This is a genomic window from Kutzneria sp. NPDC051319 (genome assembly GCF_040682195.1).
Taxonomy (GTDB): domain Bacteria; phylum Actinomycetota; class Actinomycetes; order Mycobacteriales; family Pseudonocardiaceae; genus Kutzneria.
This window is the reverse complement of the sequence record NZ_JBFBAM010000008.1, coordinates 162,959-179,757: the sequence shown is the minus strand read 5'-3', so window position 1 is coordinate 179,757 and position 16,799 is coordinate 162,959. Positions and strand designations below refer to the sequence as shown.

Below are 16,799 nucleotides of genomic sequence, written 5' to 3'. Positions count from 1 at the left end.
CCGTCGCGTCGCCGGTAACCGCCGTGCCAGAATCCGCTGAGTGCCCGCCATCGCCAGCTTCGACCGCGCCCGGATCGCCTACCAGGAGCTGGGGGAGGGCCGTCCCGTCGTGCTGCTGCACGGTTTTATGGGCCTCGGCTCCCAGTGGATCACCTCGGGCCACGCCGGCTTGCTGGCCTCGCACGGCTTTCGCGTGATCCTCCCGGATCTTCGTGGACACGGCGCCAGCGATCGTCCGCACCACCCTGACCTCTACCCGCCGGACGCCCTGGCCGACGACATCCTGGCCCTCGTCGCCGAACTCGGGCTCGACGACTACGACCTCGGCGGGTACTCCCTCGGCGGCCGGGTGACCCTGCGGATGCTCGTTCGCGGAGCCCGGCCCCGCCGGGCCGTCATCGCCGGTCAGGGCCTGGATGCCCTCGACGGGGCCACCTCCCGCACCGGCTCCCTGCGCCGGAATCTGACCGCCATCGTCCAGCTGGAGGAGCTGGATCCAGGCGCCCAGCAGCTGGCCTCGTGGCTCACCCAGCTCGACGCCGATCCGTACGCGTTGCTGCATGTCCTGGACACGCACGTGGCGACGCCGCGCTCGGCCGTGGGTCAGATCGACGTGCCCACAATGGTTGTTGTCGGAGACGGCGACGATGGTCACTCCTCGGCCGTCGACCTCGCCGCCGCCCTGCCGTCCTCCCACTACGTGCGCGTGCCGGGCGATCATTGGACGACATTCACCGGCCCCGACTTCGGCGCTGTGATCCTGGAGTGGCTCTCGAAACCTTTCGACGCCCGGTAGCATTCCCGTCATGCGTGGTGACACGCCGACGCTGGCGGAGATCGCTCGGGAGGCGGGCGTGTCGACGCCGACCGTGTCCAAGGTGCTCAACGGACGTTCCGACGTCGCGCCCGGCACGCGGGCCCGGGTCGAGGAGCTGCTCCAGCGGCACGGCTACCGCCGCCGGGCCGGCGGCCCGCCCGCGCGGCTGTTCGACCTCGTCTTCCACGAGCTGGAGAGCGCCTGGGCCATGGAGGTCATCCGTGGCGTGGAAAACGTTGCGCGCCAGGAGAAGCTGAACGTCGTGCTGTCCGAGTCGGCCGGCCGGCTCTCGCCCGGCCAGTCCTGGGTGGACGGTGTGCTCGCGCGGCGGCCATGCGGTGTGGTGCTCGTGCTCAGCGACATCGACGCGGCGCAACGGGCCCAGCTGGCCAGCCGCGACATCCCTTTTGTGGTCCTCGATCCCGCCGGCGACCCGGCCGAAGGCGTGCCCGCCGTCGGCACCAACAACTGGCGCGGCGGCGTCGCCGCCACCCGCCACCTCATCGACCTGGGGCACCGCCGCATCGGCCTGATCGGCGGCCCGTCCCGCATGCTGTGCAGCCGCGCTCGTCTCGACGGCTATCGCGCCGCCCTCGAAACCGCCGACCTGCGTTACGACCCCCGGCTCGTGCGCGAGGGCGACTTCCACTTCGAAGCCGGCTATTCCGCCGGCCGCGACCTGCTTTCCCTGGCGCAGCCGCCTTCTGCCGTCTTCGCCGGCAACGACCTGCAGGCCCTCGGGCTCTACGAGGCCGCCCGGGAGCTCGGTCTGCGCATCCCCGACGACCTCAGCGTCGTCGGCTTCGACGACCTCCCGATGGCCCGCTGGGTCGGGCCGCCGCTGACCACCATTCGCCAGCCCCTGGTCGCCATGGCCGAGACCGCCGCCCGCCTCGCCCTCTCGCTGGGCCGAGGCGAGCGCCCCGACACCACCCGGGTCGACCTCGCCACCTCGTTGGTGATCCGCCACAGCACCGCCCCTTTCGGCACCTGACCCGAAACATTCGGACCGGTTGACGTGGGCTCCGGGAGTGCCTACAGTCTGGCGAACCGGTTCGCGAACCGGTTCGCAAGCCGAGGAGGCCGCGGGTGAACATCGGCGAGATCGCGAAGCTGGCCGGCGTGTCGCGCAGCACGGTGTCGTACGTGCTGAGCGGGAAGCGGCAGGTCAGCCCGGAGCTGCACGAGCGCGTCGCCCGCGTGATCGAGGAGGCCGGGTACCGGCCCAACGCGACGGCGCGGGCGCTGGCGGAAGGCTCGACCCGCACCATCGGCCTGGTGATTCCGCCGGCCGGTCCGCGGCTGAGCGTGGATCAGCTGCACTTCGTCGGCGCGGTCGCCGAGGCGGCGGTGGACCGGGACTTCGACGTGCTGCTCTCGCCGGAGCGGCAGCAGTCGTTCGAGCGCATGATCACCGAGAAGCGCGTGGACGGCGTCATCCTGATGGAGACGGTGCTGCGCGACCCTCGCGTGACGAGGCTGATCGACGAGGGCTTCCCGTTCGTCACCATCGGCCGGACCGGCGCCGACGACGCGCACAGCTGGGTCGACCTCGACTACGCCGGCCTGGTGACCGAGGGCGTGCGGCGGCTGCATGCCCTGGGGCACAAGGCGATCGCCCTGGTCAACCGCCCGCAGGAACTGCTCGACCACGAGTACGGCCCCGCGTTCCGCGCCGCCGACGCGTTCGAGAAGATCGTCGTCGAGCTGGAGATCGCCGGCGTCGCCCGCTGTTGCGAGGACAACACCGATGCCGCCGCCGACTGTCTCGACCACATCCTCGCCGACGTCCCCGAGATCACGGCCGTCCTCACCGTGAACGAACGCTCCCTTGTCGGTCTCGTGACCGCGCTTTCCCATCGCGGCAAGGAGATCCCGACCGACGTCTCGCTGCTGGCGGTCACTTCGGTCCGCAACGCCACCGCCGCGCGTCCCCAGATCAGCGCCGCCGACGTGCCCGCCGCCGAGATGGGCGAGGCCGCCGTCGACGCGCTGCTGCGCCGCATCCGCTCCAGCACCGCCCCCAACGTCCTGCTCGCGCCGCCGTTCATCGACCGCGGCAGCACCGCCCCGCCCCGCCACTGACTCGGCTTTCCCGACGCCGCCTGGTTCGCGGCGGTCGCTCGCGGTCATCCCTGCCCGGACCGCGCCGGGCGTCGTTCGCTTTGGGTGCGAAGGGAGTCTTCGCCATGAGGAAACTCGCTCTTGTCGCCGCTGCCGTCCTGCTGGCCGCCGCCGGGTGTGGTGGCCAGTCCGCGGTCGACGAGTCGACCCTGACCGAGATGGACTACTACAACACGGATCCGGCGCTCACCGCGCTGCCGCAGCTGCTGGACACATGCGGACAGCAGGCCGGCGTCACGATCAAGCGGCAGGTGGTGCCGGACCTGCGGACCAAGGTCCTGCAACTGGTCGGCAGCCACCAGGTGCCCGATCTGGTGCTGCTGGACAACCCCGACCTGCAACAGATCGCGGCCACCGGCGCGCTGGCCCCGCTCGACCTGCCCACCGACGGCCTGTATCCGAACGTCGTCGAAGCCGGCCGGTACCAGGGCAAGCTCTACGGCGTCGCCCCGGGCGTCATGCCCTCGCGCTGTACTACAACACCAAGCTCTTCACGGCGGCCGGTCTCCAGGCGCCCAGGACCTGGGACGAGCTCAAGGCCGCGGCCGCTCGGCTGACCGACGGCGCCCAGCACGGCATCGGGTTCGCGGTCCCGGCGACCGAGGAGGGCAGCTTCCAGTTCGAGGCCTTCTTCCTCAGCGCGGGCGGCTCGCTCACCACCCTGAACTCGCCGCAGTCCGTGGCCGCGCTGCAACTGCTCGCGGATCTCGAGAGCAGCGGGGCCGCACCCAAGGACGTCCTCACCTGGACCCAGGCCAACGTCGAGGAGCAGTTCGCCAACGGCAGCCTGGCCATGATGGTCAACGGGCCGTGGCAGCTACCGCAGCTCGCCAAGACCGGCATGACTGACTTCGCCGTCACGCCCATCCCCGTCCCGGTCGGCGGCACGCCGTCCAGCCCCCTCGGCGGAGAGGTGTGGGCCGCCGGCAACGGTCCCAAGTCGGCCAAGGCCGCCGCGGTGATCAAGTGCATGACCTCGCAGGCCAACAGCCTCGTGTGGGCCAAGCTCACCAACTACGTGCCCAGCAACGAACAAGCGGCCCAGCAGCTGGCGGCGGGCGCTCCGCTGTTCAAGTCCTTCGTGGACGAGATCGGCGGCGCGAAGGGGCGGACCGCTGCCCTCGGCGTGAAATATCCGAAGTACTCCGAGGCCCTGTGGACCGCCGTCCAGTCCGCGCTGGCCGGGCGGGCCACTCCGGCGGCCGCGCTCGACGCGGCCCAGAAGCAGGCGACCGCCCGGTGACAGCCGGGCAGCGGTGGCCGGTCATCGGATTCATCGTCCCGGTGGTGGTGTATCTAGCGGTCTTCTTCGCCTACCCGCTCGTCGGCAACGTGATCCTGTCGTTCCAGGACTTCGGCATCCAGTCCCTCTACAGCGGAACAGCGCCGTTCACCGGGTTCGACAACTATGTGAACCTGTTGCGGGACCCGGTGTTCGAGGAGGCAGTGGTCAACACCGCGGTGTTCGTGGTGGGGTCCCTGGCCGCTCAGTTCACCATCGGCCTGGCGCTGGCCGTGTTCTTCACCAGCGCATTCCGGTTGAGCGCGGTGCTGAGGACGCTGCTGCTGATTCCGTGGCTGCTGCCGCTGGTGGTGACGGGGACCGTGTTCCGCTGGATCCTGGACACGAGCAACGGGGTGCTCAACCACGTGCTGCTGGCGCTGCACGTGGTTCAGACTCCGGTGCCGTGGCTCAACAGCGTGGGCACGGCGATGGCGGGAGTGCTGCTGTGCAACGTGTGGATCGGCATCCCGTTCAACATGGTGATCCTTTACGGCGGCCTGCAGTCGATCCCGAAGGACCTGCACGAGGCGGCGGCGCTGGACGGGGCGTCGGGCTGGCAGCGGTTCCGGCACATCACGATGCCGATGCTGCGGCCGGTGGTGGTCGTGGTGCTGACCCTGGGGCTGATCTACACGATCAAGGTGTTCGACGTGATCTGGGTGATGACCAAGGGCGGCCCGGCCGACTCGACGCAGACGGTGACGACCTACGGCTACCAGCTGTCGTTCGGCGGCCTGTCGCAGTTCGGGCTGGGGGCGGCGGCGAGCAACATGCTGATCGTCGTGGCGCTGGTGTTCGCGGTGTTCTACCTGCGGTCCATGAGGTCGGAGGTGTCGGCGCGATGAAAACCGTTGCCGCACTGGTGATCCTGGCGGTGATGCTGTTCACGCTGTACTGGATGGTCGACGCCTCCTTCCAGACGAACGCGCAGATCGCCGACCGGGAGCCGCACTGGCTGCCGCTGGACGCGACCCTGGACGGATACCGGCACGCGCTGGGCCAGCAGGGTGGACATCTGGTGGTGTCGCTGATCGTGGCCCTGGGCACGGTCGTGCTCACGCTGCTGATCGCAGCCCCGGCGGCCTACGGGTTGTCGAGGAGAGGCTCGCGGCCGGTGTTGTTCTCGTTGCTGATCGTGCAGCTGATCCCGGGCATCGTGATGGCCAACGCGCTGTACCGCGTGTTCTCGACGCTGGGCCTGCTCAACTCGCCGGAGGCGTTGGTGCTGGCCGACTCGACGCTGGCGGTGCCGTTCGCGGTGCTGATCATGCGGGCGTTCATGCTGTCGGTGCCGAAGGAGCTGATCGAGGCGGCCAACCTCGATGGCGCCGGGGCGGTGCGCACCTTCACGCGGATCGTGCTGCCGGTCAGCCGCAACGGCGTCGTGACGGCCGCGCTGTTCGCGTTCCTGTTCTCCTGGGGGGACTTCATGTTCGCCTCCACCCTGAACCTCGGCAGTCCGGACTGGACGCCGATCACCGTCGGCCTGTACGACTTCGTCGGCGCCGGCACCAACACCACCAGCTGGAACTCGGTGATGGCGACCGGAGTCCTGGCCTCGCTGCCGGTGGCGGTGCTGCTCGTGGTGGCACAACGACACGTGTCGGCGGGCCTGTCCGCCGGCGCGGTCAAGGACTGAGGGGACTGCCGTGTCAGAACTGTGGTTCCGCAGCGCCGATCACGTGCTGTGCGCGCAGCCGTGGGGCGCCGACAGCATCCGGGTCCGCGTCGGCCGCAAGGCGATCGTGTCGGACATCCCGGGCGCGCTGGAGATCACGCCGGCGGACGTGTCGGCCGTGTTGACGGACACCTCGCTGACGGTCGGCCGGCTGCGCTTGGACATCTCCGACGAGGGGCGGCTGACGTTCTCCCGGGACGGTGAGGAGCTCCTCGCCGAACAGCCGGCACACTTCGCCTGGCCGGGGCCGAGGCTGTTCGCGCCCAACGGCGACGGCTATCACCGGCTGGAACAACGGTTCCGTGCCTACGACGACGAGAAGATCTTCGGACTCGGTCAGCACCAGCACGGCCGCCTCGACCAGAAGGGCATGGTGCTGGATCTGGTGCAGCGCAACGCGGAGGTGACGATTCCGTTCGCGCTGTCGTCCAGGGGCTACGGCCTGCTGTGGAACCTGCCGGCGATCGGCCGGGTCGAGTTCGCGGCCAACGGCACGCGGTGGGTCGCCGACTCGGCCCGGCAGATCGACTACTGGGTGACCACGGGCGACGGGCCGGCCGAGATCCTGGGGCACTACGCCGACGCCACCGGCCACGCGCCGGCCCTGCCCCGCTGGGCAACGGGATTCTGGCAGTCCAAACTCCGGTACGAGAGCCAGGAGGAACTCCTGTCCGTCGCCCGCGAACACCGGGACCGTGGCCTGCCGCTGGCGGTGATCGTCGCCGACTACTACCACTGGACGCACCTGGGCGACTGGCGGTTCGATCCGGCGCAGTGGCCGGACCCGGCGGCGATGGTGAAGGAGCTGGCCGGCCTGGGCGTCAAGCTCATGGTCTCGGTGTGGCCGTCGGTGAATCCGCTCAGCGAGAACTACGAGCACATGCGGGACAACGGTTTCCTGATCGGCACCGAGCAGGGCCTGCCGCTGCACCAGATCTTCCCGGACAGGGGCTTCGACGGGAACCGCCACGGCGTCGCCTTCTACGACGCCACGGATCCGGCGGCGCGCGACTTCGTCTGGGAGAAGCTGAAAGCCGGCTACTACGAGCACGGCGTCCGGGTGTGGTGGCTGGACGCGTGTGAGCCGGAGATCTTCCCGGAGCAGTTCGGCAACCTCCGCTTCGCCGCCGGGCCGGGCCGCGAGGTGGCGAATCTCTATCCCCGCGACCACGTTCGCGGCCTGCACGAGCACCTGACCGCCGAAGGGGAGGACGAGGTCGTGTGCCTGGTCCGATCGGCCTGGGCCGGCAGCCAGCGGTTCGGGGCGGCGCTGTGGTCGGGGGACATTCCGGCCACCTTCGCCTCGCTGCGCACCCAGATCCGCGCCGGCCTGAACGTCGCCGTCAGCGGAATTCCCTGGTGGACCACGGACATCGGCGGTTTCCACGGCGGCGATCCCGAGGAGCCCGCCTACCGCGAGCTCATGGTCCGCTGGTTCCAGTACGGGGTGTTCTGCCCGCTGTTCCGCCTGCACGGCCACCGCGAGCCGCGGATCGGCTTCGGCGCGGGACATTCCGGCGGCCCCAACGAGGTGTGGTCGTACGGCGAGCAGGCGTACGAGATCATCGCCGACCAGCTGCGTCTCCGGGAAACCCTGCGCGACTACATCCACCAGCACCTTCGGGCCGGAAGTCCGCTGCAACGACCCCTGTTCGTGGACTTTCCCGATGACCCTCCCGTGTGGACGGTCGAAGACCAGTTCCTGTTCGGTCCCGATCTCCTTGTCGCGCCGGTCACCGAACTCGGCGTACGGTCGCGGCCGGTCTACCTGCCGGCTGGCACCGCCTGGATCGACACGCACACCGGCGAGCAACACGCCGGCGGCAGCACCGTCGAGGCCCAGGCCCCGCTGGCGCGCATCTCCGTCTTCCGGCGCGTCGTGCCAACCCTGTAGGAACGACGAAGGGTCAACGATGACCACCTCCCTTGTCGCGGCGGCCACCCTGCTGCTCGCCGCGGCGATTCCCGCACCACAGGCCGACCACACCGTCACCGTCGATCTCGGCGCCGCGCTGGGCGCACCGACCGGCGTCGGCTCGGGCTTCCTCTACGGCCTGAGCCAGGACGGCAACGCACCGGCCGACAACCTCCTCCGGCCGCTCAACGTCAAGTCCGGGCGCGGCGGCGGGGCCCGGATCGACGGCCACGGCTGGATCGGCGACGGCATGACCGCCGGCGCCGGCTACCGCGTCCGCATCAACTCCGCCCTCGACCAGGCCCGTCGGCTCGGCGCCTATGGGGCGAGCTACGACCTGCTGGTCAGCGACTTGTTCGGGGCCGACACCACGCAGCCGTCCTCGACGGTTTACCCGTGCACCAACGGTGACTGCGCCAATTGGACGTCGTTCGTCGACCAGGTGGTCACTGACGTGAAGGCATCCGGGCTCGCCGTGAACTACGACGTGTGGAACGAGCCCGACGGCACCGCGTTCTGGCCTGCCGGCCTGAATTCTCCGCAGTACTTCCAGATGTGGGACACAGCGGTGAGAGAGATCCGCCGGCTCGTCCCCGACGCTTCGGTCATGGGGCCGAGCCAGTCCGGCTGGAATCCCACGACCCTGGGCACGTTCCTCGACCACGCCAAGTCCGCCGGCACCGTGCCGACCTATCTGAACTGGCACTTCAGCCCGCACCCGGTGGAGGACGCCGCCACGGCCCGATCCCTGTTGTCGGCCCGGGGAATCAGTGGCGTCAAGCTGGCCGACAACGAGTACCTGTTCTCCGGTGAACAACATGCCGGCTACCAGGCGTGGTACCTGGCAGAGCTGGCCAGGTCGGGGATCAGCCTGGCCGATCACGCCATCTGGTCGGACTGCTGCGTCACCGGCAGCCTCGATTCGACCCTGGTCGGCGGGCAGCCGACCGGCCAGTGGTGGGTGTACCAGGCGTACGGCAACATCACCGGTCAGCTCGTCTCGGTCGACAACGGCGGCGCCACCACCGATGCCGTCGCCGCGAAGGACCAGGCCCTGCATCGCGCGACTGTCCTGTTGGGAGACTCCGGCAACAACACCGGCACGGTCACCCTGTCGCTGAAGAACCTTCCGTCCTGGCTGGCCGGCAGCTCCGGCGTGCAGGTGGCGGTGCAGCGCATACCCGATCAGAATCCACTGGCCCAGCCGGTCACCGTCGGCACCACCGTCATCACGGGCAACGCCGGCGTGCCGATCTCCTGGACGTCCGGCACCGACGCCTACTTCGTCACCCTCTCGCCGGCCGACGGCCCGGTCACCCAGATCGTCGACGGCACGGTGACCTCCGGTGTCAACTATTTCCAGTACGCCGCCAACTGGGGTCGTACCGATGGCGTCTCCGACATGTACGACGGCACCGCCAACTGGAGCTACGTCCCCGGTTCCGTGGCCCAGCTCCACTTCACCGGCGGCCAGGTCGCCCTGCATGCCGTGAAGGACGTCGACCAGGGTCAGATGCTGCTGTCCATGGACGGCGGCTCGGCCGTCACCATCGACGACTACGCCCCGAGCCGCGACGCCGCCGGCATCGTCTGGACGAGCCCCAGGCTCGCCAACGGCCCGCACACGCTGACGATCACCGTTGGCAGCGGCCGGAATCCGGCCAGCACCGGCCGGAACATCGCCATCGACCGGGCCGACATCAGCTGAGCCTCCGCGCATGGCCGGTGCCGCCTCACCCCGTCGGCGCGAAGAGGGTGAGGCGGACGGCATCGTCGTCATTGGCCTGGAAGTTGGCGAAGTCGTAGGTCACGACGCCGCGGGTCGGGTGGTGCAGCGTCTTCTGGCCGGAGCCGCGGCCGACGGAGATGTCGTGGTCCTCCCACCAGGCGGTGAACTCGGGGGAGTGGGCGGCGAGGCGGGCGGCCAGGCCGGTGAAGGCGGGGTCGCCGGCGAAGACGTCGTGGGCGGCACGGAACTGGGCGACGGTGCGGCGGGCCATGACCGCCCAGCCCCGGCCGAACAGGCGGCGCGTGGCCGGATCGAGCAGCAGGTAGACGAGGATGTTGCGGTCCTCGGCGGCGCACGCGCCGAAGTCGGTGAACAGCTCGCACGCGGCGTCGTTCCAGGCCAGGACGTCCCAGCGGCGGCCCGTGGCGTATGCGGGCCGGTCGAGGCCCTCGATGAGCCGTTTCACCGCCGGCGGCACGGTTTCGCGGACGAACGGCGGCCGCGCGGTCTGGTGGGCCAGCGCGGCGAGGTGCGCCCGCTCGGTGTCGTCCAGCCGCAGCGCGGCGGCCAGCGCGTCGATCGTGGCGACGGAGGGGCGGACGGCCCGGCCCTGCTCCAGGCGGATGTACCAGTCGACCCCGATGCCGGCGAGCTCGGCGATCTCCTCCCGACGCAGCCCCGGCGTGCGTCGGCGGCGACCCAAGGGCAGGCCGACGGCCTCGGGCGTCAGGCGTTCGCGGCGGGAGCGCAGGAACTCGCCGAGTCCGGTCGACATGGTGGGCCTCCTCAATCCTAGGATAATACCAGGTCTGGATCCGCCGGCCGGATCGTCGCACGATGGGTCGTGCCAGGACGAACGACCCGGAGGACATCACCGATGAAGGCCGCAGTGCTCACCCAGTTCGGCGCCCCGCTCACCGTGCGAACCGTGCCCGATCCCTTGCCCGGCAAGGGGGAAGTGCTGGTGGAGGTCAAAGCCGCGCCGGTGCTGCCGTACACCGACGAGGTGATCGCCGGCGACCGCGGGCAGCTGCTCACGCTGCCGATCACGCTCGGCATCGGCGCGGTCGGCCAGGTTCGGGCCGTCGGCCCCGACGCCACGCGGCTCAAGCCGGGGGACTGGGTCCTGTGCGACCCGACGCTCCGCGCCCGCGACGACGCTGTGACGCCGGACATCATGTTGCAGGGTTGGAGCGCCCGTGGCGACGGCGGCCTGCGCCTTCAGGACCACTGCGGCAACGGGTCCTTCGCCGAGCAACTCCTTGTCCCCACGGAGAACGTGACCCCGCTGGGCCCGATCGACCCGGCCGACGCGGGCCGCTGGGTCGCGGCCACGACCGTGGGCCTGGTGCCCTACGGGGGACTGCTGGCGGCCGAGTTGGCGGCGGGGGAGACGGTGCTGATCAGCGGCGCCACCGGCAACTTCGGCAGCGCCGCCGTCGCCGTGGCGCTGGCCATGGGCGCCGGCTGCGTGGTGGCGCCCGGCCGTGACGAGAAGATGTTGGCAGAGCTGGAGAACCGCTTCGGCAGCCGCGTGAGGACGGTCCGGCACGGCAGTACGGAGGAGATGCTCGCCGCCGCCCCGGGGCCGATCGACGTCGTGCTCGATCTGCTGCCGCCGACGGCCGGGAGCGAGCCCGTGCGAGCGGCGGCGATGACCGTGCGGGAGTACGGCCGCGTGGTGCTGATGGGTGGCGTGCAGGACGACCTGTCGCTGCCGTACCGATGGCTGATGCGCAACGGGATCACCGTGCGGGGTCAGTGGATGTTCCCGCGCTGGGCCAATCGGCGCTTCGTCGAGCTGGTCCGCTCCGGTCTGTTCGACCTCAATCAGTTCGACGTCACGGAGTTCGCACTCGACGACATCGCCGATGCCGTGAAGCACGCCGCCACCAGTGGTCGGTTCACGGCGACCGTGATCACGCCCTGAAGGCGATCAGCTTCACCGCCGGGCTGTTGCCGCGCCGCTCCCTCAGCGTCAGCTGGACGTCCACGAACCCGGCCGCCTCGGCCTCGTCCCGCAGCGTCGCCGGCTCGACGCCCAGGACGTGCCGGTGAACGGTGACGACCAGCCGCCCGCCGGCCTGCAACACCCGGTGCAGCTCGGCGAACCCTGCGCATCGGTTCCACAGCATCACGTTGTTGACGGAGATCGCCGCATCCACGGACCCGTCGGCGCAGCCGGTGTTCTCCGCGGAGCCGGCCCGCAGCTCGACATCCCCGGTCTCGATCGCGCCGGCGCAGCGCTCGGCGGCCATCGTCCGCATGACCGCGGACGGATCCACCCCGATCACGTGGCCGCCGGGCGACACCGCCGTCACCGCCAACGCCACGCCCACCCCCGGCCCGTGGCCGACGACCAGGGCGATCTCGCCGGAGCTCAGCTCCGCGTCGGCGATGGCCGCGCGTTCCTGCTCACGGTTGCCCAGGGCCATGATCGAGCCACCCAGCCGGCCGGCGACGCCGCGCGGGTGACCGAACGCGGCGTCCAGGGCACGCATGAGCAACGTCATACCTCAAGGGCACCACGGACGCCGCCTCGGCGCACCTCCAGGCCAGCGTGTCGGCCGCGAAATAGTCGTGTGTGTCGTTGGGGGCGTGATCCACTCGGGCCGGGCAGACTGGGCCCGTGAGTAACGAAGGACACCAGCGCACCGGCATGGCGGCGCTCGCGGTCGGCGCGCTCGGCGTCGTGTTCGGCGACATCGGCACCAGCCCGCTCTATTCGCTCCAGACCGTGTTCGCCATCGACGGCGGCGCGATCCGCCCGGTGGCCCTGGACGTGTACGGCGTCATCTCCCTGGTCTTCTGGGCCGTGCTGCTGATCGTGTCGATCAAGTACGTCGTGTTCGTGATGCGCGCCGGCAACGACGGCGAGGGCGGCATCATGGCGCTGGCCGCGCTGATCCGCCGCAGCGTGCCCGGCCGGACCAAGATGGTGTCGACGGCGGTGCTGTTCGGTGTGATCGGCGCCGCGTTGTTCTTCGGCGACAGCGTGATCACGCCGGCCATCTCCGTGCTGTCGGCGATCGAGGGCATCGAGGTCGTGTCGCCGGAGATCAAGGAGATCATCCTGCCGGTCGGCGTGACCATCCTGGTGCTGCTGTTCCTGGCGCAGCGCCTCGGCACGCACCGGGTGGGGCGGTTCTTCGGGCCGATCATGCTGCTGTGGTTCGTGGTGATCGGCCTGCTCGGGCTGCCGTGGGTGGTGGCCAAGCCCGGCATTCTGCTGGCCCTCTCGCCGACGTCGGCCATCGCCTTTTTCCTCGACCGCCCGGTGTTGGCCTTCGTCGCCATGGGTGCGGTCGTGCTGGCCATCACCGGCGCCGAGGCGCTCTACGCCGACATGGGCCATTTCGGCCGTCCGGCGATCAGCCGGGCCTGGTTCTTCGTGGTGTTCCCCGCGCTCACGCTGAATTACCTCGGCCAGGGCGCGTTGATTCTCAGCCGGCCCGAGGCCGTGTCGAACCCGTTCTTCATCCTGGCGCCGGGGTGGGCGCAGATCCCGCTGGTGGTGCTGGCCACCGTCGCCACGGTCATCGCTTCGCAGTCGGTGATCTCCGGGGCCTTCTCCATGGCCCGGCAGGCCGTTCAGCTCGGGTTGCTGCCGATTCTGACCGTGCGGCACACGTCCAAGGAGGAAAGCGGCCAGATCTACGTGCCCGGCATCAACTGGATCCTGTTGGCCGGCGTCATCATCCTGACCGTGACCTTCGGTTCCTCCCAGTCGCTGGCCACGGCCTACGGCCTTGCCGTCACCGGCACGCTGCTGCTGACGACCTCCCTGTTCCTCGTGCTGGCCGGCGCCGCCTGGCACTGGAAGTGGTGGCAGCTCGCCCTGGTCGGTGTCGTCTTTGGCGGCCTGGAGCTGGTGTTCCTCGCCGGGAACCTGACCAAGATCGTGCACGGCGGTTGGCTCCCGCTGCTGCTCGGCGCCCTGGTCGTCGCCGTGATGCTGACCTGGCAGCGTGGTCGCCGTGTCGTCACCGCCCGGCGGGCCGAGATCGAGGGCTCCATGGCCGAATTCGTCGACGAGATCCGCGCCGGCGAGGGCGTCCGAGTGCCCGGCATCGCCGTCTTCCCGCATCCGTCCAAGGAGACCGTGCCGCTGGCGTTGCGGGCCAACTTCGAGTTCAACGGCGTGGTCCACGAGCACGTCGTCATTGTGACGGTGATCCCGGAAAACGTCCCCCACGTGCCGCGGAACGAGCGCCTGAACGTCGATTCCCTGCATCGCACCGATGACGGCATCGTCCATCTGACGGTTCGCTTCGGTTTCCAGGACGACCAGGACATTCCTTCGGCCCTTCGCGACGCCTTCATGCTCACCTCGGAGCTGGAGATCGATCCCGATGCCGCCTTCTACTACCTGTCGCGGGTGAGCATCGAGGTCGGCCGCGAGAAGGAAAAGGGCCTGCCTCGCTGGCAGAAGCTGCTTTTTGTCGGTCTCGCGCACAATGCCGCCAGTCCGGCGGTGTATTTCCGGTTGCCGGTCGAGCGCACCGTCATCATGGGCACGCGCGTCGATCTCTAGCCGTGGTGGTGGGGGATGCCCCGCACCGAGTGGTCGGCGAAGCCCAGGGCCTCGTCGACCAGGGCCGCCAGGTGGTCGCTGGTGATGCGGTAGAGCATCCGGCGGCCGTCGCGGCGTGCCTGGACGAGGCCGGCCAGGCGGAGCCGGCCCAGGTGTTGGGAGACCGATGACCGGGAGGCCGCGACCTGCGTCGTGAGGGTGGACACGTCCTGCTCGCCGTCGCGGATCAGGTGCAGCAGGTGCAGGCGGGTGGGATCGGCGAGGTGGCGCAGCACATCGGCGGCGATGGTGAGCCGCTCGCCGTCCACTTGCTGGTGCGAACCACTGGCAGTTGCCATGTTCTTGTGCGCGCACATGGTTGCATAATGCCCTTGAGCAGGTCATTCTGGCAACGTGACGCCTCACCACGGACATGGGCACGGCCACCGGCACTCTCGCTGGGGCCGGCTTCGGCACGTGCTCAAGCCGCACAGCCATGACAGTGCCGACCGGGTGGACACGGCGCTGGAGGCGAGTCGGCAGGGGATGCGGACCTTGGGCTGGTCGTTCGCGGTCCTGTTCGTGACGGCGGTCGCGCAGTTGGCGGTGGTGTTGGTCAGCGGTTCCGTCGCGCTGCTCGGCGACACCATCCATAACTTCGCCGACGCGTTGACCGCGGTGCCGCTCGGGGTCGCTTTCCTGTTGGGGCGCCGCGCGGCCACCCGCCGCTACACTTATGGTCTCGGCCGCGCCGAGGACTTGGCCGGTGTGGCCGTGGTGCTGATCATCGCCGGTTCCGCCGTGATCGCCGGTTGGGAGGCCGTCGACCGCCTTCTCCACCCACAGCCCGTGAATCACCTGTGGGTTGTCGCGGCCGCGGGCGTGATCGGCTTCCTGGGCAACGAGATCGTCGCCCGCTACCGCATCGTCGTCGGCCGTCGCATCGGCTCCGCCGCGCTGGTCGCCGATGGCCTGCATGCACGTACCGACGGCTTCACCTCACTGGCCGTCGTGCTCGGCGCCGGCGGCGTGGCCCTCGGTTTTCCTGTGGCCGACCCGATTATCGGCCTCGGCATCACCGTCGCGATCTTGTTCGTGCTCCGTGACGCCGCCCGCGAGGTGTTCCGCCGCCTCATGGACGCCGTCGACCCGGTCGTGGTCGACCTGGTGGAACGAACCGCCTCCGCCGTCCCCGATGTCCTTGCCGCCGGCCAGGTTCGCATGCGTTGGATCGGCCACACCCTTCGCGCCGAGCTCGCCGTCACCGTCGACGCCGCGCTCACCGTCGAGCAGGCTCACCGCATCGCCCATGACGTCGAGCACCGCCTGGTGCATGCCGTGCCCCGGCTCGCCGCCGCCACCGTGCACACCGAACCCGCCACCAGCGCCGCCGAGGCCCACCAGGCCTTGGCCCATCACCGGTAGTCCAGGAACCCTCGGATCGTCGGCGACACCCGCCCGTTGAACATCGTCGTCAGGTGATCCCCGCCCTCGATCAGCAGCAGCCTCGCGTTCGGGATCCCTTCCGCCGTCGCCCGGGCATACTCGACCGGCACCAGCGCATCCCGTGTTCCCGCGATGACCAGCGTCGGCGCCCGGACGTCGCCCAGCCTTTCCGTGACGTCCCATCCCTGCGCCGCTTCCACCATCTCCGCTTCGCCCGGCGCCCTCTTGCCGTTCGTCAGCGATGCCACCGCGTACACCGCTGTGGTCAGGAGCCGTAGGGGTCCCCGGGTGATCAGCCCACTCGCCGTCCAGGGGTCGTTCTTCCCTCGCCGCTCATCCCTCATCAGCCGCAGCAGCACCCTCTTGCCTTCTTCACTCGGCTTGCTCGCCGCTGTGCACAGGACCAGCCTTCGCACCACGTCCGGGTGATCCATCGCCAGTTGCAGCGCCGTGATCCCTCCCGCCGACGTCCCCATCACGTCCACGGGGCCGTCAAACCTCTCCCTCAGCGCCTCCGCGTGCCACCCCGCCAGCTCCTCGATCGTCGTTCCTCGGGGCATCGCCGTCGGCCTCTGGATGTGATGCACCCGCCTGCGAAACCCCTTCGCCAGCGTCTTCGCCGACAGCGCCACCATCCTCGGCACCTTCACCGCCAGATCCGCCCCGTTGCCCAGCCCCGGCAGCGTGACCAGCGCCGCCCCGTCCCCCACGGCGATCGCCGTCAGTCCGTTGTTGAGTCGCTCTCCGTGCATGCCGGCCCCCTGGCTGTGGTGTCCGTGGTTGTGGAACGGGGATGGGCGCGGTGGGGTTCCGTGGCTTGAGCAGGTCTTGAGGAAGGGGGCGGTTTTCCGGCATGCGACTGGGGTGTCGGCGGGGGCGCGAGGTGGGTGGGTGCGCGGGTGAGGCCGGGTGGCGGGGGGTGCGTGGGTTTACAGAAGGCTTGGGAGGGCGCGGAAGGAGAAAAGCATCCGTGGTTGGCGGGCATGGAGTGGAGAAGTGGCGGTGTGGGGGTGGTTTGTGGTGCGGGTGGCGGGGTGAGGGCGGCAAGGGGTGCAGCAGGTGGAGGCGGGTGATGGCGCGCGGCAAGGTGACCAACGGTGTGACGTGAGTGGACCGGCGGTCGCAAGCGCTGGACGTGAGGTGCGGCTGGCGGGACCACGGGTTCGGGTGGCAAGGCCGCGACGGCACAGAAATCCGTCAACACCAGAGCTTGCCGTCGTGGTCGCGGCAGCGGCCCCTCCGGCGTTGATGCTTCCGGCGGTGGTTGGCCGGTCAGCGGACAGTCCCCAGCC

The 16,799-nt window shown here is 70.0% G+C and carries 16 protein-coding genes; 12 read left to right on the top strand and 4 right to left on the bottom strand.

Features of this window, described 5'->3' with window-relative positions:
• Nucleotides 1–40: 40 nt before the first annotated feature.
• The 9 genes from AB0M73_RS10575 to AB0M73_RS10535 all read left to right on the top strand — a co-directional run bounded on the left by AB0M73_RS10575 (nucleotide 41) and on the right by AB0M73_RS10535 (nucleotide 9,527).
• A complete protein-coding gene (locus AB0M73_RS10575) occupies nucleotides 41–796 on the top strand; it encodes an alpha/beta fold hydrolase (RefSeq protein WP_363889551.1) in 756 nt (251 codons plus the stop codon).
• Between the two features lie 10 nt (nucleotides 797–806).
• The gene (locus tag AB0M73_RS10570) at nucleotides 807–1,811 is read left to right on the top strand and encodes a LacI family DNA-binding transcriptional regulator (RefSeq protein WP_363889549.1); all 1,005 of its coding nucleotides are present in this window, start codon (nucleotides 807–809) and stop codon (nucleotides 1,809–1,811) included.
• Between the two features lie 95 nt (nucleotides 1,812–1,906).
• The gene (locus AB0M73_RS10565; protein WP_363889546.1) at nucleotides 1,907–2,902 is read left to right on the top strand and encodes a LacI family DNA-binding transcriptional regulator; all 996 of its coding nucleotides are present in this window, start codon (nucleotides 1,907–1,909) and stop codon (nucleotides 2,900–2,902) included.
• 104 nt (nucleotides 2,903–3,006) lie between these two features.
• A complete protein-coding gene (locus tag AB0M73_RS10560) occupies nucleotides 3,007–3,498 on the top strand; it encodes an extracellular solute-binding protein (RefSeq protein WP_363889545.1) in 492 nt (163 codons plus the stop codon).
• A complete protein-coding gene (locus tag AB0M73_RS10555) occupies nucleotides 3,411–4,184 on the top strand; it encodes an extracellular solute-binding protein (protein ID WP_363889741.1) in 774 nt (257 codons plus the stop codon). Before AB0M73_RS10560 ends, AB0M73_RS10555 begins: the two co-directional genes overlap by 88 nt.
• Complete coding sequence (locus AB0M73_RS10550; RefSeq protein ID WP_363889542.1) at nucleotides 4,181–5,071, top strand: sugar ABC transporter permease; 891 nt, start codon at nucleotides 4,181–4,183, stop codon at nucleotides 5,069–5,071. Before AB0M73_RS10555 ends, AB0M73_RS10550 begins: the two co-directional genes overlap by 4 nt.
• Nucleotides 5,068–5,865, top strand: a complete 798-nt coding sequence (locus AB0M73_RS10545) for a carbohydrate ABC transporter permease (RefSeq protein ID WP_363889541.1) — start codon at nucleotides 5,068–5,070, stop codon at nucleotides 5,863–5,865. The genes AB0M73_RS10550 and AB0M73_RS10545 overlap by 4 nt, the downstream gene beginning before the upstream one ends.
• Nucleotides 5,866–5,875: 10 nt before the next feature.
• Nucleotides 5,876–7,798 (top strand): TIM-barrel domain-containing protein, encoded by a 1,923-nt coding sequence (locus AB0M73_RS10540; protein WP_363889539.1) that lies wholly within the window; start codon nucleotides 5,876–5,878, stop codon nucleotides 7,796–7,798.
• Between the two features lie 19 nt (nucleotides 7,799–7,817).
• On the top strand, nucleotides 7,818–9,527 hold the full coding sequence (locus AB0M73_RS10535; RefSeq protein ID WP_363889537.1) for a hypothetical protein: 1,710 nt from the start codon (nucleotides 7,818–7,820) through the stop codon (nucleotides 9,525–9,527).
• A gap of 25 nt (nucleotides 9,528–9,552) precedes the next feature.
• On the opposite strand, the gene AB0M73_RS10530 is transcribed toward AB0M73_RS10535, so the two are convergent.
• The gene (locus AB0M73_RS10530; RefSeq protein ID WP_363889536.1) at nucleotides 9,553–10,323 is read right to left on the bottom strand and encodes a helix-turn-helix transcriptional regulator; all 771 of its coding nucleotides are present in this window, start codon (nucleotides 10,321–10,323) and stop codon (nucleotides 9,553–9,555) included.
• Between the two features lie 102 nt (nucleotides 10,324–10,425).
• Between AB0M73_RS10530 and AB0M73_RS10525 the strand changes: the two genes are divergently transcribed.
• On the top strand, nucleotides 10,426–11,478 hold the full coding sequence (locus AB0M73_RS10525; RefSeq protein WP_363889533.1) for a zinc-binding alcohol dehydrogenase family protein: 1,053 nt from the start codon (nucleotides 10,426–10,428) through the stop codon (nucleotides 11,476–11,478).
• On the opposite strand, the gene AB0M73_RS10520 is transcribed toward AB0M73_RS10525, so the two are convergent.
• A complete protein-coding gene (locus AB0M73_RS10520; protein ID WP_363889531.1) occupies nucleotides 11,468–12,061 on the bottom strand; it encodes a methyltransferase domain-containing protein in 594 nt (197 codons plus the stop codon). The two genes, AB0M73_RS10525 and AB0M73_RS10520, sit on opposite strands and share 11 nt — an antisense overlap.
• 116 nt (nucleotides 12,062–12,177) lie before the next feature.
• Here AB0M73_RS10520 and AB0M73_RS10515 point away from each other — a divergent pair, with 116 nt between their 5' ends.
• On the top strand, nucleotides 12,178–14,082 hold the full coding sequence (locus AB0M73_RS10515; RefSeq protein WP_363889529.1) for a KUP/HAK/KT family potassium transporter: 1,905 nt from the start codon (nucleotides 12,178–12,180) through the stop codon (nucleotides 14,080–14,082).
• Here the strand turns inward: AB0M73_RS10515 and AB0M73_RS10510 are convergent.
• Nucleotides 14,079–14,420 (bottom strand): metalloregulator ArsR/SmtB family transcription factor, encoded by a 342-nt coding sequence (locus tag AB0M73_RS10510; protein ID WP_363889738.1) that lies wholly within the window; start codon nucleotides 14,418–14,420, stop codon nucleotides 14,079–14,081. The two genes, AB0M73_RS10515 and AB0M73_RS10510, sit on opposite strands and share 4 nt — an antisense overlap.
• 55 nt (nucleotides 14,421–14,475) lie before the next feature.
• Here AB0M73_RS10510 and AB0M73_RS10505 point away from each other — a divergent pair, with 55 nt between their 5' ends.
• Entirely contained in the window at nucleotides 14,476–15,486 is a 1,011-nt protein-coding gene (locus AB0M73_RS10505) for a cation diffusion facilitator family transporter (protein WP_363889526.1), read from the top strand.
• Here AB0M73_RS10505 and AB0M73_RS10500 read toward each other — a convergent pair.
• On the bottom strand, nucleotides 15,477–16,259 hold the full coding sequence (locus AB0M73_RS10500; RefSeq protein WP_363889525.1) for an alpha/beta hydrolase: 783 nt from the start codon (nucleotides 16,257–16,259) through the stop codon (nucleotides 15,477–15,479). The genes AB0M73_RS10505 and AB0M73_RS10500 overlap by 10 nt on opposite strands.
• Nucleotides 16,260–16,799: the final 540 nt, after the last annotated feature.